Origin of the sequence: Sphaerisporangium rhizosphaerae (assembly GCF_042665155.1) — a bacterium.
Classification (GTDB): Bacteria; Actinomycetota; Actinomycetes; order Streptosporangiales; family Streptosporangiaceae; genus Sphaerisporangium; species Sphaerisporangium rhizosphaerae.
This window is the reverse complement of the sequence record NZ_JBHTCG010000007.1, coordinates 134,388-149,548: the sequence shown is the minus strand read 5'-3', so window position 1 is coordinate 149,548 and position 15,161 is coordinate 134,388. Positions and strand designations below refer to the sequence as shown.

The following is a 15,161-nucleotide window of genomic DNA, read 5'->3' as shown; positions in this document are numbered from 1 at the left end:
CGTATGTGGCTCACCGACCCGAAGGAGGAGCGATGGCGGCCACGGCGCCCCCGGCCGACGCCGGGCTCACGGTCAGCGGACTGGCGGTGAGCTACGGAGCGGTTCCCGCGCTGCGCGGGGTGTCCTTACGGGTGCCTCCCGGGGCGATCGTCGCCGTGCTGGGCGCGAACGGCGCGGGCAAGAGCACGCTTCTGCGGGCCATCTCCGGGACGCTGCGCTTCCACCGGGGCGCGATCGGCGGCGGGACGGTCCGCTGGGCGGGGACACGACTGTCGGGGCTCGCGGCCCCCGCCGTGGTGGCGCGCGGGGTGACGCAGGTCCCCGAGGGCCGGCGGGTGTTCGCCCGGATGACCGTCGAGGAGAACCTGCGCGCCGGCGGGCTCGGCGGGGGCCGGCGCTCGGCGGCGGCGCGCGAGGAGGTCCTCGGCCTGTTCCCGGTGCTGGCGGAGCGGGCCCACCAGCGGGCGGGGCTGCTGTCGGGCGGCGAGCAGCAGATGCTCGCGATCGGCCGGGCCCTGATGGCGCGCCCGTCGATGCTGCTGCTGGACGAGCCGACGCTGGGCCTGGCGCCGATGATGGCCGCCCGCATCGCCGAGACGGTCAAGGAGATCAACGCGCGCGGCACCTCGGTGCTGCTGATCGAGCAGAACGTGGCGCCGGCGCTGTCGCTGGCCTCCTACGCCTATGTGCTGGAGGTCGGCGAGGTGGCCCTGGAGGGCCCGGCCGCCGAACTGGCCGCGGGCGACGAGGTGCGGCGGCGCTACCTCGGCATGGGCGACCCGGCGGACGGCCGGCCCCTGGACGGCCCCGCCGGACGGCGGGCGATCGGGAGGTGGCAGGGATGACCCCGTCATACCAACCGGACGGTATCCCGGACCGAGGCGGAATGAGCTCGTCGCCCCGACCGGATGGCACCACTGAGCGAAGCGGCGTGACCGGGTCATACCAACCGGACGGTATGCCTGGGTCGCGGGACGGGACGAGTGGCCCGGCGCTGCTGGAGGTCCGGGAGGTGACGGTGCGGTTCGCGGGGCTGACCGCGCTGTCTGAGGTGAGCTTCACCGTGGCGCCGGGCAGCGTCCACGCGGTCATCGGGCCGAACGGGGCGGGCAAGTCCACCTGCTTCAACGTGCTGTCGGGGGTGTACCGGGCGGCCTCGGGCAGCGTCCGCTTCGCCGGCGCGGAGCTCACGGCGCTGGCGCCGCACCGCATCGCCGCGCTCGGGGTCGCGCGGACGTTCCAGAACATCGCCCTGTCCGGTCACCAGCCGGTGATCGACAACCTGATGCTCGGACGGCACCGGCTGACCCGCGCCGGGTTCGTCTCCTCCGGCCTGCGGCTGCCCGCCGCCCGCCGCGAATGGGCGCGGCACCGGGAACGGGCGGCCGAGATCGCCGAGTTCGCGGGCCTCGGCGGCCTGCTCGGCACGCCGGTCGGGCTGCTGCCCTACGGGGTGCGCAAGCGCGTGGAACTGGCCCGCGCCCTGTGCATGGAGCCGCGGCTGCTGCTGCTGGACGAGCCGGTGGCCGGGATGAACGCCGGCGAGCGCGCCGAGATGGCCGGGCTGATCGCCGAGGTCCGCCGCGGCCTCGGCATCTCGGTCCTGCTGGTCGAGCACGACATGGGCATGGTCATGCGCCTGGCCGACCGGATCACCGTGCTCGACTTCGGGCGCCGCATCGCCGACGGCACGCCCGGACAGGTGCAGGACGACCCCGAGGTCATCCGGGCCTACCTCGGCCCGAGCGCCGACCAGGAGGACAAGTGATCACATTCCTGGAGCTCCTGCTCAACGGGATCTCCATCGGGGCCGTCTACGCGCTCATCGCCCTCGGCTTCGTCGTCATCTTCAAGGCCACCGAGGTCGTGAACTTCGCCCACGCCTCGCTGCTGCTGGCCGGCGGCTACCTGGTGGCCCGGCTCCAGCCGGTCACCGGCTTCTGGGCCGCGCTGCTGGTGGGCGTCGCCGCCGCGGCGGCGGTGGGGGCGCTGATCGAGTTCCTCATCATCCGGCGGGCCGGCGCCGGGTCCCACAACGTGCTGGCCATCGTGACGATCGGCGTCGACATCGTCCTGACCACCGAGCTGACCCGCCAGATCGGCACCGAGATCCTCGCGCTCGGCGACCCCTGGGGCGACGCGGTCGTCCACCTCGGCCAGGTGACCGTCGCCGAGACGCGGCTGGTCGCGCTCGGCGCGGCCGCGACGCTGATCACGCTGTTCCTGCTGGCGTTCAAGTACACCGGCTGGGGCATCGCGATGCGCGCGACCGCCGAGGACGCCGAGACCGCCGCCCTGATGGGCATCCGCCTCGGCCGGGTCTCGCTGAGCGCGTGGGCGGTCGCCGGGGCCCTCGCGGCGGTGGCCGCGCTGTTCCTGTGCGTGTTCCCCACGCCCGGGCTGGACCGCGGCACCTCCCTGGCCGCGATCAAGGCGTTCCCCGCGGCCATCCTCGGCGGGCTGGACTCCACCACCGGCGCGCTGGCAGGGGGTCTGATCGTCGGGGTCACCGAGGCGCTGATGAGCGGCTACCAGAACCAGCTCGCCTTCCTCGGGCGCGGCATCGGCGACGTCGCGCCGTTCCTGGTCATGGTCGTCATCCTGCTGCTGCGCCCGGCCGGCCTGTTCGGCACCAGGGAGACCGTCCGTGTCTGACGGCCGCTCCCGGGCGCGCCGGGCACTGGTGTGGGCCGCCGGGGCGGCGGCCGCGATCGCGATCCCCTTCTACCTGGAGGGGTTCTGGCTGCAGACCGGGCTGTTCGCGATGTCGGCGGCGGTCGGCGCCATCGGCATCGCCCTGCTGACCGGCTCGACCGGGCAGCTGTCGATGGGCCACGCCTTCTTCCTCGCCGTCGGCGCCTACTCCTACGTCTACTTCGCCGACGCCCCGGCCGCGGGCGTGGGCGCCTCGCACGCGGCGGCGGGTCTCGGGCTGCCCACCCCGCTCGCCGCGGCGCTCGCGGTGCTGACGGCCGGGGTGGCCGGCGGGCTGTTCAGCCCGATCGCCGGGCGGCTGAAGGGCGCCTACCTGGGCATCGCCACGCTGGCGCTGATCTTCCTCGGCCAGCACGTGCTGTTCAACGCCGAACCGCTCACCGGCGGGTACAACGGGCGGGCCGTCCCGCCGATGGAGCTGTTCGGGCTGGTCTTCGCCGACACCCCGTCCCTGGTGCTGTTCGGCGTGCCGTTCGGCTCGCTGGAGCGGCTGTGGTTCCTCGGACTGCTGCTCGTGCTCGGCGCCGCGGCGTTCGCCCGGGGAGTGCTGCGGGGGCGGCCCGGCCGGACGATGAACACCATCCGCGACCACGAGATCGCCGCCGGGGTCATGGGCGTCCCGGTCGCCCGCTATCGGGCCGGGGTGTTCGTGCTGTCGTCCATGTACGGCGGGCTGGCCGGGGTGATGCTCGCCCTGGTGTTCCAGCGGACCGTGCCGGACTACTTCGGCGTGCTGCTGTCCCTGGACTACCTCGCCATGATCGTCATCGGCGGCCTGGGGTCGGTCGGCGGCGCGGTCCTCGGCGCGGTGTTCGTCTCGGTCCTGCCCCAGCTCCTCACCCGCTACAGCGACGACCTGCCGCTCATCGCCGAGCCGGGCTCCGGCGGCCTCTCCCCCGCCGAGGCGGCCCGCATCCTGTACGGCGCCGCCGTGGTCGCCGTGGTCCTCTTCCTTCCCGGCGGCCTGGCCGGGCTGCTCGCCCGGCTGCGCGCGGCGGCCGGAGCCCGGGTGACCCTCCTCGCCCGCGCCCCGCGGGCGCCCGCCCCCCACTCCCCCACTCCCTCTCCCTCCCCCGACACCAGGAGCTGACATGGGCAGATCCGGCATGCGTACGGCAGGCGTCCCGCTGGCCGCGCTCGCGCTCGCGCTGACGGCCGGCGCGTGCGCGAGCGGCAAGGCCACGGGCGGCGAGCCCGCCACCGGCGGAGACGGGGTGAAGACCGGCCCCGGCGTGAGCGCCGACGCCATCACCCTCGGCATCCTCACCGACCTGACCGGCCCCTACGCCTCCTTCGGCAAGAGCCTCACCCAGGCGCAGCAGCTGTACTTCGAGCAGGCCAACGCGGCGGGCGGGGTGTGCGGGCGCAAGCTCGCGGGCATCGTCCGCGACCACGGCTACGACGTGCAGAAGGCGGTGGCCGCCTACACCGAGATCGCGCCGAAGTCCGCGGCCGTCCCCCAGTTCATCGGCTCGCCGATGGTCACGGCGCTCAAGCGGCGCATCGAGGACGACAAGATGCTGACGCTGCCCATGGCCTGGGCCACCAGCCTGCTCGGCGGGCAGGCCGTCCAGGTCACCGGCACCACCTACGACATCGACATGATCAACGGGGTGGACTTCCTCGCCAAGGACAAGGGCATCAGGTCCGGCGACAAGATCGGCCACCTGTACTTCGAGGGCGACTACGGCGCGAGCGCGCTCAACGGGTCCAAGTACGCCGCCGGCAAGCTGGGGCTCACCGTCGTCGAGCAGAAGATCAAGGCCACCGACCAGGACATGAGCGCCCAGGTGTCGGCGTTCAAGGACGCCGGCGTCAAGGCGATCATGGTGTCGGTGGGCCCGCGGCAGGCGGCCTCCCTGGTCGGGGTGGCCGTCGCCAAGGGCATGGACATCCCGTTCGTCGGCAGCAACTCGGCCTACAGCCCGCAGCTGCTCGGCACCCCGGCCGCGCCCGCGCTGCTGGAGAGCTTCTACGTCATGACCGCCGCGGCGCCCATGAGCGCGCCCATCCCGGCCGTCCAGAAGCTGGTGGCCGACTACCGGGCCAAGTACCCCGGGCAGCCCGTCGACAGCGGCGTCGGCGCGGGCTACGGCGCGGCGATGATCGTGGGTGACGCGCTGAAGCAGGCGTGCGCGAACAAGGACCTCAGCCGTGACGGCATCGTCAGGGCGCACCGGTCGCAGCCTTCCTGGGACGGCGGATTCGGCCGGCCGATGGACTTCTCCCACGTCGACCAGCCGGCCTCCCGCGCCTCCTACGTCGTCGTCCCGGACAAGACGGCGGTCGGCGGCACGGTCATCCTCAAGGAGGCCGCCGTCTCCGACCTCGCCAGGGACTACCAGGTCCCGGTGGGCTGAGCGCCGCCGTGCGGGCGCCTTACCGGAAGACGCCCGTGTGGCCGAGGGAGTGGGCGCCCGGCTGGGGGTAGACGGCCAGGCCGTGGGGGCCCGCGTCGACGCGGATGGTGTGGATCAGCCGGCCCTTCTCGGTGTCGAAGACGTAGACGACACCGTGGTAGCGGCCGGCCAGCCACAGCCGCCGGCCGTCGGCCGACACCCCGCCCATGTCCGGCGAGCCCCCGCCGGGGATGCGCCAGGTGTCCACCGGGCGGCGGCGGGCGAAGGACACCACCGACACCGAGCCCGCGCCCCGGTTGGAGACGTACAGGTTCCGCGAGTCGCGGCTGACGTAGAGCCCGTGGGCGCCGGCGCCGGTCCTGACGAAATCCTCCACCTTGAAGTCCCGGGCGTCCACGAGCCACACCCCGCCCGCGGCCATGTCGGCGACGTAGAAGGTCGTGCCGTCCGGGGACAGCTTGACGTCCTGCGGCATGTTCGGGTGGTGGGCCATGCCGCGGTGCGGCAGGCTCACCACCTCGCGCACCTCGCGCCGGGCCAGGTCGATCGCCACCAAGTGGCCGGAGAACTCGCAGCTGGCCAGCATCGTCTCACCGTCGGCGGTGAAGTCGGCGTGGTTGATCCCCCGGCACGGCATCGGCAGCGAGCCGCGCAACGCGAAGGTGTGCGGGTCGCGGAAGTCCAGCCGGTTGAGCCGCTCGGCCATGACCAGCGCCGATGCGCCATCCGGGGTGAAGTACAGGTTGTAGGGGTCCTCGACCCGGATCGGCTTGCCCGGCTCGCCGGTCGCCGGGTCGATCGGCGTCAGCGTGTTGCCGTCGTTGTTGTTGACCCACAGCGTCTTCAGGTCCCAGGAGGGGACCACGTGCTGGGGCCGGCGGCCGACGTGGAAATGGCGCACGACCTTGTAGGTCCTGGGGTCGATGACGCTGACCGTGCCGCTCTCGCTGTTCGGCACGTACACCAGCGACGGGAAGGAGGCGACGACCGGACTGAGCATCCCGGCCCGATCCCCGGCGTAGACGTCCCGGGCCGGCGCCTTCTTCGCGCCGCCGTGCGGCACGGGCGCGGCGGCGGCGGCCGTGGGCGCCGGGGCGGACGGCGTGGCCGCGGGACGCGGCCCCTCACCGGCGCAGGCCGACATGGTCGTCGTCAGGGTCAGGGCGCAGGCGGCGAGCAGCGGCCGGGCGGCCCCGCGTCGGGCCTCCCGCATCAGCTACGACCCCCGGGCGACCGAACCGGCAACGTGCGCCGCTGCATGACTCCCCTTCGCGCTCCGAGCACCCGGCTTACGGCCGGCCATCGAATCGAAACGCTAGGGGGAGGAAGGTCAGCCGACGATCAACGCCGGGTCATCGGACGGTCGGCGTTCACCGGCCGCCCGCCCGCACGGCCGGCGCCGCCCGCGTCCCACCGCGCACCGGGACGCACCGGGACGCACGGCGGGCGAGGGCCGGCGCCGGGCGGGACCATCGGGCGGGGCGGCCGAGGGGGTCAGCGGGCAGGCAGGTCGTCCCGGGTGACGACGCGTTCGCGGACCTGCCAGGTGTCGGCGCAGGGGGTCAGGAGGTCCTCGCACACGGTGCTGCGGTGGACGCTGGACGCCTTCCCCAGCGGGGTCTCGATGACCAGGGCGTAGGAGCGGGCGCGGACGGTGCCGTCCTCGCCCGGCTCGACGGTGAGCATGCCCATCCAGTGGCGGTGGACGACGCCGGCCGCCGCCCGGGCCCTGGCCGCCTCCCGCGCCCCCGCGGCGATGGCGGCCCGGCCACGGACCGGCTCGGCGAACGTCGGCACGCTGAAGGTGCCGTCCTCGGTGAACGTCTCGGCCCACTCGCCGGTGGCTCCGGTGTCGAGGAGGCGCATCTGCTCGGCGTAGAAGCGCTGCACGCGCACGTGCAGCTCGTCGATCGACAGGGTGCCGATGACCGATGGCAACACCATGGGGCCGTCCCTTCCGCGGTGGTGGCGTGACCCGCCCAGCGTGACCGCGCCGGCTGGAGACCGCCTCGAGCGCCTTTCGAGCAGCGCGGTGGACGGTGACGGCTGTGAGCCCCGGCTCGCCCGAGCCGGCCGCCGACCTGTGACGCGGGAGTTGGAATGCGGCTGATCGACCTGTCCTCGCCCATCGACGCGCGCTTCTGGGAACCCGACCCGGTCATCCACACGGCCATGTCCCCGGCCGAGGGGGCGCGCCACATGAGCGAGGAGCTGCGCGCCCACATGGGCATCGAGTTCGACGTGGACGCCCTGCCCGGCGGGGAGTTCCTCAACAACGACACCCTCTCGCTGACGGTGCACACCGGCACCCACGTGGACGCGCCCGCCCACTACGGCTCGGCCGCCTCCTACGGCACGCCGAGGACGATCGAGGCGATGCCGCTGGATTGGTTCTTCGCGCCCGGGGTGGTCCTGGACCTCACCTCGTTCGGGACGGGCGCCGCCGGGCCGACGGTGATCGAGAAGGAGCTGGCCAGGATCGGGTACACCCCGAGCCCGGGCGACATCGTGCTGCTGAACACCGGTGCGGCGGCCCGAGTGGGCACACCGGCCTACTTCACCGACTTCACCGGGCTGGACGGGCCGGCGACGCGGCTGCTGCTCGACATGGGCGTGAAGGTGATCGGCACCGACGCCTTCAGCCTGGACGCGCCATTCCCGCACATCATCAGGACCTACCACGAGACCGGCGACACCAGCGTGCTGTGGCCCGCGCACTTCCTGGGCAGGCAGCGCGAGTACTGCCAGATCGAGCGGCTGGCGAACCTGGACGCGCTGCCCGAGCCGTTCGGCTTCCAGGTCGTCTGCTTCCCCGTCAAGATCGCGGGCGCGGGCGCCGGCTGGGCCCGGGCCGTCGCCGTGCTGAACGACTGAGCGCTGAACGACCGAGGGCTGAACGACCGAGGGCTGAACGACCGAGGAGGCACGGCGATGCGCGAGGCGACCCTGGGACAGGGACTGACGGTGCCGGCGGTGGGCCTGGGCTGCATGGGCCTGGCCACGCCGGCCGGGCGCGGGGAGCGGGCGGCGGCCACCGTGGCGCGCGCCCTGGACCTCGGAGTGCGGATGTTCGACACCGCCGGCTACTACGGCGGCGGCGCGGGCGAGGAGGCCCTCGGACGGCTGCTCGGCAGCCGGCGCGAGCAGGCCGTCGTCGCCACCAAGACCGGCGTCGTGCACCGCGACGCGGGCCCGCCCGGCCTGGACGGGCGCCCTGAGGCGGTCCGGCGATCCTGCGAGGCGTCGCTCAAACGGCTGGGCACCGACGTCATCGACCTGTACTACCTGGCGCGTGTCGACCCCGCGGTGCCCGTGGAGGACTCCATGGGGGCGATGGCGGAGCTGGTGGCGGAGGGCAAGGTGCGCCACGTCGGGCTGTGCGAGGCCGCCGCGGCGACGATCGAGCAGGCGCACGCCGTCCAGCCGCTCACCGCCGTGCAGACCGAGTACTCCCTGTGGGAGCGCCACGTGGAGCGGGAAATCCTGCCCGCGTGCCGGCGGCTCGGCATCGGGTTCGTCGCCTACCGCCCGCTCGGCCTGGGCATGCTCACCGGGGAGCGGCCCGACATGGGCGCGCTGCCACCCTACGACTGGCGTCACCGCGACCCGCGCCACCAGGGCGAGGCGCTGGCCCGCAACCTGGACCTCGCCGCGCGGTTCGCCGCCCTGGCCGCGGAGCTGGGGCACGGCGCGGCCGAGCTGGCGCTGGCCTGGCTGCTGTCCAGGGGCGGAGACGTCGCGGTCATTCCCGGGACGCTGGACCCCGGCCACGTGGAGCGCGACGCGGCGGCGGCCACGATGCCGGTCACCGCCGCCGAGCTGCGCCGGGTCGAGGAGCTGTTCCCGCCCGGCTGCGCCGCCGGCGAGCGTTACGCCCCGCCGATGATGCGCATGGTCGACCAGGGATGACCCGGCACGCCGCCGGATCCGCCCTCCCTGGTGCCGCCGCAGGGCCCGCCTGGTTTCATGCCGCCGCAGGGCCTTCCCATACCCGGCCGGCGAGCCGCCCGGACCGTTCACCGGTTCAGGCGCCGTAACCGGCGCCGGCATCGCCGTACCACGACCCGCCGACCCGGCGCCGATCATCCACAGCACGTGGCGGGGTAGAGAGCCGCGCCCGGTGAACGCAGGTGGTCAGCGCACCAGGTACCGGCCCGGCCCCGGCGCGGGTGGCGGGTCAGCCGGTCAGGGCGACCGGGCGGACGGGGATGTTGGCCATGCCCTTGACGGGCATGGGGAGCACGGTCAGCCGGGCGCCGTGCTCGGGCAGCTCGCCGAGCCGGGTGAGCTGCTGCACGACGCACATGCCCGCGCCGAGCAGGAGGTTCTGCGCGGGCTTGTGGTTGTCGGTCCCGTCGTCGATGTTGTGGGAGTCGATGCCGACGAGCACCGGGTCGGCCGCGATCACGTGCTTGACCGCGTCGGCGGTCAGGAACGGCGAGGCGGCGAAGAAGGCCTCGCCGCCGTAGTGGCGGTCGTGGCCGGTGTTGATCAGCAGCGCCGCGCCCGAGAGGTCGCCGAGCTCGCCCAGCGCCTCGGGGTCGATCGCGACGACGCCCTCGGGCACCCGGACGACCCGCACGGGCAGGTCGACCAGGCGCGCCGGGTCGAGGGCGGCCAGGTCGGGGCCGTCCTGGTGGAACATGTACGGGGCGTTGAGGTAGGTGCCGGTGTTCCCGACCACCTCGATCTTCGACATCAGGCACGACACCCCCTCGGCGAGGAAGCGGGCCGACTGGGCGCGGTCGAGCATCGCGCCGATGACGGGCCTGGGCATGAACGGGCTCACGACCATGTCCTCGGCCACCACGTGCGCGAGGTCGACGATTCGGCGTTCCACGGCTTTCCCTTCGGCCGTTCCGGTGGGAACCACATGCTCACAGCGGCCTCTCGAAAGCCGGTCGAGGATCAGCAGGCGAGGCACTTACGGCTGAAGATGGTCTTGCCGTCCACCTTGCCGACGAAGACGCCGTCGTCGTCGTGGGAGTCCTCGGCCACGTTCTTGGCGGTCAGGGTGGCCTTCTTGCCGTCCTTGGTGCGGCCGGTGCAGTCGACGTCGTACTTGACCGCGCCCTTGGACTTGGCCGTGCAGTCGAGCCCGTGGGCCAAGGGGTGGCCGGCGTCCGCGAAGGCGTCGGCGCCGATGCGGGCGACCGAGTCGGCGGTGATGGCCGCCCCGGCGCCGCAGCCGCCCGGGGCGGCGAGGAGCACGAACAGCAGGGCCGCCGCCATGGGGGTCGTCGTACGCAACCGCATGATGCGCATGGTGATCGTCCTTCCTTGCCGGGGGCGTTAGCGGCCTCCGGCGACCGTGAGGAGCTGACCGGTGATGTTGCCGTTGGCCGGGGAGCCGAGGAAGGCCACCGTCCGCGCCACGTCTTCGGGCGAGCTCAGCCGGCCGGTCGGCGTGCGCGCCGCCTCGGCCTCCCTGACGTGGTCGGGCAGGCCGGTGCGGGCGCGCTCGGTGAGGGTCAGGCCCGGGCACACGACGTTCGCCAGCACGCCTTCCCCGCCGGCCTCCCAGGCGAGGCTGCGGCAGAAGCCGTGCAGCGCCGCCTTGGCCGCCCCGTAGAACTCCTGGCCGGGGTGGCCGTTGAGCGCGACGTGGGAGGAGATGAGCACGACGCGGCCGAAGCGCCGGGCCGCCATGCCGCGGACCGCGAGCTGGACGGTGCGCAGGGTCGGCGCGACGTTGTGGCCGATCACCGGCTCCCAGTCGTGTTCGGGCACCTCCCAGAGCCGCTGCCCGAGGGCGCGCCGGGTGCCCCAGCGGACCGCGTTGGCGACGAGCACGTCCGGGCCGTCCCAGCGTTCGAGGGCGGCGACGGCGGCGGCCACCGTCGCCGGGTCCTCCAGCGAGTAGCGCACGGTCATGACGTCGGCCGCGCCGCTACGGGTCAGCTCCTCGGCGAGCTTCTCGGCCCGTTCCGCGCCGGTGTGGTAGGTCAGGGCCACCTTGGCGCCCTCGGCGGCGTAGACGCGCGCTATGGCCTGCCCGATGCCGCCGCTCGCCCCGGTGACCAGCACCGACCGGCCCCGCAGATTCAGATCCATGTCCGCTCCTGTCGTCGTGGGTCCTGTCACGATGCCGGTCGCCGGTCGAGCCCCGCCGGAGGCCCGCGGACGAGGTCGGCGGGCGGGGCCGGCGGGCGGGGTCAGCGGGCCATGGCGTTGCGGAAGCGGTGGATCGCCAGCGAGGCGAACACCGCCAGCAGCACCGCCGACCAGGCGAAGGTGGCAAGGACGGGGTGTTGCAGCGGCCAGGCGGGGGCGCCGCCCTGCGGCATCACGCTCGGGTTGCCGAACAGCGTGCGCGCGCCCGCCGCGGCGGCGCTGATCGGGTTCCACTCGGCGATGGGGCGCACGAGCGCGGGCATGCCCTCGGTCGGCACGAAGGTGTTGGCGACGAAGGTCAGCGGCAGCAGCACGGCCATGGTCACACCGGTCGCGGCCTCGGGCCCGCGGGTGACCAGGCCGACGTAGGTCGCCACCCAGCTCACCGCGTAGGCCAGCACGAGCAGCATGGCGAACCCGGCGGCGGCCGAGCCGACGTCGGTGTGCACCCGCCAGCCGACGATGAGCCCGCACAGCGCCATGATGACCAGGCTGATGGCGCTTTCGAACAGGTCGGACACCGTGCGGCCGAGCAGCACCGCCGACCGCGCCATCGGCAGCGACAGGAACCGGTCGTTGATGCCGCGGGTCATGTCCAGCGAGACGTTCACCGCCGTGCCGCCGGCGGTGAAGAAGATGGACTGCACGAAGATGCCGGGCACCAGGTACTCGCGGTAGTCGCCCCCGCTGATGTGGATGGCGCCCGCGAAGACGTAGGCGAACAGCAGCACCAGCATGATGGGCTGCAGGGTGACGTCGATCAGTTGCTCGGGCACCTGCCTGATGTGGCTGAGGTTGCGCCGGGTGATGGTCAGCGAGTCGGCCACCGTCCAGCGCAGGCGCGAGCGCCAGCCGCGCGGGGGCAGCGGCAGGACCAGAGTGCCGGGGATGCTCATCGTGCCGCTCCCTGCGAGGTCAGTTCGTCGGTGGTGGGGGTGTCGCCCGACCGGTCGGCGAGCCGCCCGGTCAGGCGCAGGAAGACGTCGTCGAGGGTGGGGCGCCGCAGGGAGATGTCGTCGATGCCGACCGAGCGGGCGTCCAGCTCGCGGACCGCCTCGACCAGGGCCGCGGGCCCGCCGGTCACCGGGACGGTGATGCGCCGCAGGTGGCGCTCGACCCGGGGGCGCGCCGAGGCCAGGCGGGCCAGGGCGGCACGGGCGGTCTCGACCTCGTCGTCGCGGCGCACGACGACGTCCACGTGCTCGCCTCCGGTGGCGGCCTTCAGCTCGGCCGGCGAGCCGGTGGCCAGCACCTTGCCCGCGTCGATGACGACGATCTGGTCGGCCAGGCGGTCGGCCTCCTCCAGGTACTGGGTGGTGAGCAGGACCGTCGTGCCGGCCTCGACCAGCTCGGCGATCAGCGTCCACATGCCCGCGCGGCTGCGCGGGTCGAGGCCGGTGGTGGGCTCGTCCAGGAACAGGATGGGCGGCTCGACGGTGAGGCTGGCCGCCAGGTCCAGGCGGCGGCGCATGCCTCCGGAGTAGGTCTTGGCCAGCCGCTCGGCCGCGTCGGTGAGGGCGAAGCGGTGCAGCAGCTCGTCGGCGCGCCGCTGGGCCTCCTTGCGGGGCAGGTGGCACAGGCGGCCGATCATCTCCAGGTTGGCGCGGCCGGTGAGCAGCTCGTCCACCGCGGCGTACTGGCCGGCGAGCCCGACGCGGTAGCGCACGAGCTCGGCCTGCTTGACGGTGTCGTAGCCCGCCACCCGCGCGGTGCCCCCGTCGGGGCGGAGCAGGGTGGTGAGGATGCGGATCACGGTCGTCTTGCCCGCGCCGTTCGGCCCGAGCAGGCCGCAGATGGTGCCGGGCTTTATGGCCAGATCGACGCCGTCGAGCGCGATGGTCTTCTTGTATCGCTTACGCAGGCCCTCCGCCTCGATCACGGGAGCCTCTGTGTCCGCCATCGCCTGCCTCCTCTCCGCCATTGTCATGCGTACTTAGTACGCTTTATGATACGAGCGTACGCCCCAGGGTGCGGTGTACGCAACCCGGATAATGGACGGTGGGGGAACTCGCCGGAGCCGCAGGGCGTCCGGGCACGTGAAGGGAGATGCGCATGGGCGAGCGACAAGGCGGGGGGCCCGCGCCGCGCGCGGGGCTGGTATGGTCGCGCCTCGGGCGTTCCGGCTCGGCCCGCCGCCCGGCGCTGACCAGGGAGCAGATCGTGGCCGCGGCGATCGAGATCGCGGACGCCGAGGGGCTGGGCGCGCTGTCGATGCGCGCCATCGCCGTGCGGCTCGGCGCGGGCACCATGTCGCTCTACCGGCACATCCCCGACAAGGACGACCTGCTCGACCTGATGGTCGACGAGGTCTACGGCATGATCGAGCTGCCCGAGAGGTCGGCGGGAGACTGGCGCGCGGCGCTGGTGCTCATCGCCACCCAGACCCGCGCGGTGCTGCGCAGCCACCCGTGGTTCGTCGCGGCCGCCTCCTCGCGGGCGCCGCTCGGCCCGAACGCGCTGCGCCACCTGGAGTACACCCTGGCCGCCCTGGACGGGCACGGGCTGCGCCTGCCCGAGATGGCGCGCATGGTCGGCGCCACGACCAGCTACGTCACCGGCTTCGTCCTGCAGGAACTGGCCGGCGAGGAGGCCAAACGGCGCAACGGGATGACCGAGGAGCAGTGGGCGGCCACCGTGCAGCCCTACATCGAGGAGGTGGTGGCCGGCGGCGGCTACCCCACCTTCAGCCGCCTCATCGAGCAGGAGGGCGAGGAGAGCGATCCCGACCTCGACTTCGCCTACGGGCTCGACTGCCTGCTCGACGGCTTCCTGCCCCGGCTGCGCGGCGCCGCCGCCCGCCCTTCCTGACCTCCCCGCCGGCGCCTGGGGACGGCGAAGGGCCCGCGCCGCCCTCTGCGGGGACGCGGGCCCTGGTCGCGTCTAACGGCGGGTGAGCCGGAGCACGTCCCAGTGGGTGGGCGGGTCGGGCAGGGTGAGGGTGTCGCTGATCTGGAAGCCGGCGCCCTCGATCAGCGCCGTCCACTCCGCCAGCGTGCGGATCTTGCCGCCCGACTGGGCGAGCATGTTGAAGCTGCCCAGGTACAGGCCGATGAGGAAGTCCTTGTTGCCGTAGGCGTCCGCCGGCATGATCCAGTCGATGAGCAGCACCTCGGTGCCCGGCGTGGTCGCCCGGTGCAGGTTGGCCAGGATGCGCGCGACGTGCTCGTCGTCCCAGTCGCACAGCACCGTCTTGATCGTGTAGAGGTCGCCGCCGGAGGGCAGCTCGGAGTGGAAGTCGCCCGCCACGAACTCGGCGCGGTCGGCCAGGCCCTGCTCCTCCATGTACGTGCGGGCCCCGGCCACCGTCTCGGGCATGTCGAACACCACCCCCGTGGTGTGCGGCGCGGCCTCCAAGATGCGGCTGAGCAGCATGCCGTGCCCGCCGCCGATGTCGATGATCTTCCGGTAGGGGCCGAAGTCGAAGGTGGTGGCCAGCGCCTCGGCGCAGCCGTGGGTCATCAGCGCCATCATCTGGCCGAACCGGGCGCCCTCGACCGCGTTGGCGGCGTAGTAGTCGTAGAAGTCCAGGCCGAAGGCCGACTTGGCGACCGGCTGCCCGGTCATCACCACCTCGGTGAAGTACTCGCCCATCCGGTACATGCCCGGACCGGCCGCGCCGAGCGCCACCTTGGAGATCGCCGAGCCGGCGTGGGTGTCGGTCCGCAGGAACTCCCCGAGCGGCGCGAGCGCGAACCGCTCGGGCTCGGGCTCCTCCAGCAGGCCGATCGCGGTGCACGCCTTGAGGAAGCGGCTCAGCGCGTCGAGATGGCCGCCGATCTCCTCGTTGAGCTCACCCGCGGTGCGCGGGCCCCCGGCGAGCCGGTCGGCGATGTTCAGCTCCACGGCGGTGCGCACGAGCTGCGCCCGGGAGTAGTTCATGATCATGTCGATGAGCTTCTCGGCTGTCGCCTGGTCTGCGGTCATGCCGCCTCCTCCTTGAAGGGCCGTGGATTCGCCTTCGGTCTCTGCTGC

Annotated in this window: 16 protein-coding genes; 8 read left to right on the top strand and 8 right to left on the bottom strand. The window is 73.4% G+C overall.

What is annotated here, in order from left to right:
* Positions 1-32: 32 nt before the first annotated feature.
* The 5 genes from ACFQSB_RS12930 to ACFQSB_RS12910 all read left to right on the top strand — a co-directional run bounded on the left by ACFQSB_RS12930 (position 33) and on the right by ACFQSB_RS12910 (position 5,075).
* Positions 33-845 carry an ABC transporter ATP-binding protein gene (locus ACFQSB_RS12930; RefSeq protein ID WP_380826533.1) on the top strand — a complete coding sequence of 271 codons (813 nt, stop codon included), beginning with the start codon at positions 33-35 and terminating at the stop codon, positions 843-845.
* Positions 846-958: 113 nt separating this feature from the next.
* Positions 959-1,768, top strand: coding sequence for an ABC transporter ATP-binding protein (locus tag ACFQSB_RS12925; RefSeq protein ID WP_380826531.1), 810 nt, complete (start codon positions 959-961; stop codon positions 1,766-1,768).
* Entirely contained in the window at positions 1,765-2,655 is an 891-nt protein-coding gene (locus ACFQSB_RS12920; protein WP_380826529.1) for a branched-chain amino acid ABC transporter permease, read from the top strand. The genes ACFQSB_RS12925 and ACFQSB_RS12920 overlap by 4 nt, the downstream gene beginning before the upstream one ends.
* Positions 2,648-3,805 (top strand): branched-chain amino acid ABC transporter permease, encoded by a 1,158-nt coding sequence (locus tag ACFQSB_RS12915; protein ID WP_380826528.1) that lies wholly within the window; start codon positions 2,648-2,650, stop codon positions 3,803-3,805. Before ACFQSB_RS12920 ends, ACFQSB_RS12915 begins: the two co-directional genes overlap by 8 nt.
* Before the next feature lies 1 nt (position 3,806).
* A complete protein-coding gene (locus ACFQSB_RS12910) occupies positions 3,807-5,075 on the top strand; it encodes an ABC transporter substrate-binding protein (RefSeq protein ID WP_380826526.1) in 1,269 nt (422 codons plus the stop codon).
* Between the two features lie 19 nt (positions 5,076-5,094).
* Here the strand turns inward: ACFQSB_RS12910 and ACFQSB_RS12905 are convergent, their stop codons facing one another.
* Both ACFQSB_RS12905 and ACFQSB_RS12900 read right to left on the bottom strand, forming a co-directional pair.
* Positions 5,095-6,288: a YVTN family beta-propeller repeat protein gene (locus ACFQSB_RS12905; RefSeq protein WP_380826524.1), complete on the bottom strand. Its 1,194-nt coding sequence runs from the start codon at positions 6,286-6,288 to the stop codon at positions 5,095-5,097.
* A gap of 281 nt (positions 6,289-6,569) precedes the next feature.
* On the bottom strand, positions 6,570-7,019 hold the full coding sequence (locus ACFQSB_RS12900; protein ID WP_354836364.1) for a nuclear transport factor 2 family protein: 450 nt from the start codon (positions 7,017-7,019) through the stop codon (positions 6,570-6,572).
* Between the two features lie 156 nt (positions 7,020-7,175).
* Between ACFQSB_RS12900 and ACFQSB_RS12895 the strand changes: the two genes are divergently transcribed.
* Both ACFQSB_RS12895 and ACFQSB_RS12890 read left to right on the top strand, forming a co-directional pair.
* Complete coding sequence (locus ACFQSB_RS12895; RefSeq protein WP_380826522.1) at positions 7,176-7,949, top strand: cyclase family protein; 774 nt, start codon at positions 7,176-7,178, stop codon at positions 7,947-7,949.
* A gap of 57 nt (positions 7,950-8,006) precedes the next feature.
* On the top strand, positions 8,007-8,984 hold the full coding sequence (locus tag ACFQSB_RS12890) for an aldo/keto reductase (protein WP_380826520.1): 978 nt from the start codon (positions 8,007-8,009) through the stop codon (positions 8,982-8,984).
* Between the two features lie 268 nt (positions 8,985-9,252).
* On the opposite strand, the gene ACFQSB_RS12885 is transcribed toward ACFQSB_RS12890, so the two are convergent.
* The 5 genes from ACFQSB_RS12885 to ACFQSB_RS12865 all read right to left on the bottom strand — a co-directional run bounded on the left by ACFQSB_RS12885 (position 9,253) and on the right by ACFQSB_RS12865 (position 13,089).
* The gene (locus tag ACFQSB_RS12885) at positions 9,253-9,915 is read right to left on the bottom strand and encodes a cyclase family protein (RefSeq protein ID WP_380826519.1); all 663 of its coding nucleotides are present in this window, start codon (positions 9,913-9,915) and stop codon (positions 9,253-9,255) included.
* Positions 9,916-9,983: 68 nt separating this feature from the next.
* Positions 9,984-10,340, bottom strand: coding sequence for a hypothetical protein (locus ACFQSB_RS12880; RefSeq protein ID WP_354836372.1), 357 nt, complete (start codon positions 10,338-10,340; stop codon positions 9,984-9,986).
* 27 nt (positions 10,341-10,367) lie between these two features.
* Positions 10,368-11,129 (bottom strand): SDR family NAD(P)-dependent oxidoreductase, encoded by a 762-nt coding sequence (locus tag ACFQSB_RS12875; protein WP_354836374.1) that lies wholly within the window; start codon positions 11,127-11,129, stop codon positions 10,368-10,370.
* A 101-nt stretch (positions 11,130-11,230) separates the two neighbouring features.
* Positions 11,231-12,085 carry an ABC transporter permease gene (locus tag ACFQSB_RS12870; RefSeq protein WP_380826517.1) on the bottom strand — a complete coding sequence of 285 codons (855 nt, stop codon included), beginning with the start codon at positions 12,083-12,085 and terminating at the stop codon, positions 11,231-11,233.
* The gene (locus ACFQSB_RS12865) at positions 12,082-13,089 is read right to left on the bottom strand and encodes an ATP-binding cassette domain-containing protein (protein WP_354836378.1); all 1,008 of its coding nucleotides are present in this window, start codon (positions 13,087-13,089) and stop codon (positions 12,082-12,084) included. The genes ACFQSB_RS12870 and ACFQSB_RS12865 overlap by 4 nt, the downstream gene beginning before the upstream one ends.
* A 152-nt stretch (positions 13,090-13,241) precedes the next feature.
* On the opposite strand from ACFQSB_RS12865, the gene ACFQSB_RS12860 reads away from it, so the two are divergent.
* Positions 13,242-13,997, top strand: coding sequence for a TetR/AcrR family transcriptional regulator (locus ACFQSB_RS12860; protein WP_380826515.1), 756 nt, complete (start codon positions 13,242-13,244; stop codon positions 13,995-13,997).
* 72 nt (positions 13,998-14,069) lie between these two features.
* Here the strand turns inward: ACFQSB_RS12860 and ACFQSB_RS12855 are convergent, their stop codons facing one another.
* Complete coding sequence (locus ACFQSB_RS12855; protein WP_380826513.1) at positions 14,070-15,113, bottom strand: methyltransferase; 1,044 nt, start codon at positions 15,111-15,113, stop codon at positions 14,070-14,072.
* Positions 15,114-15,161: the final 48 nt, after the last annotated feature.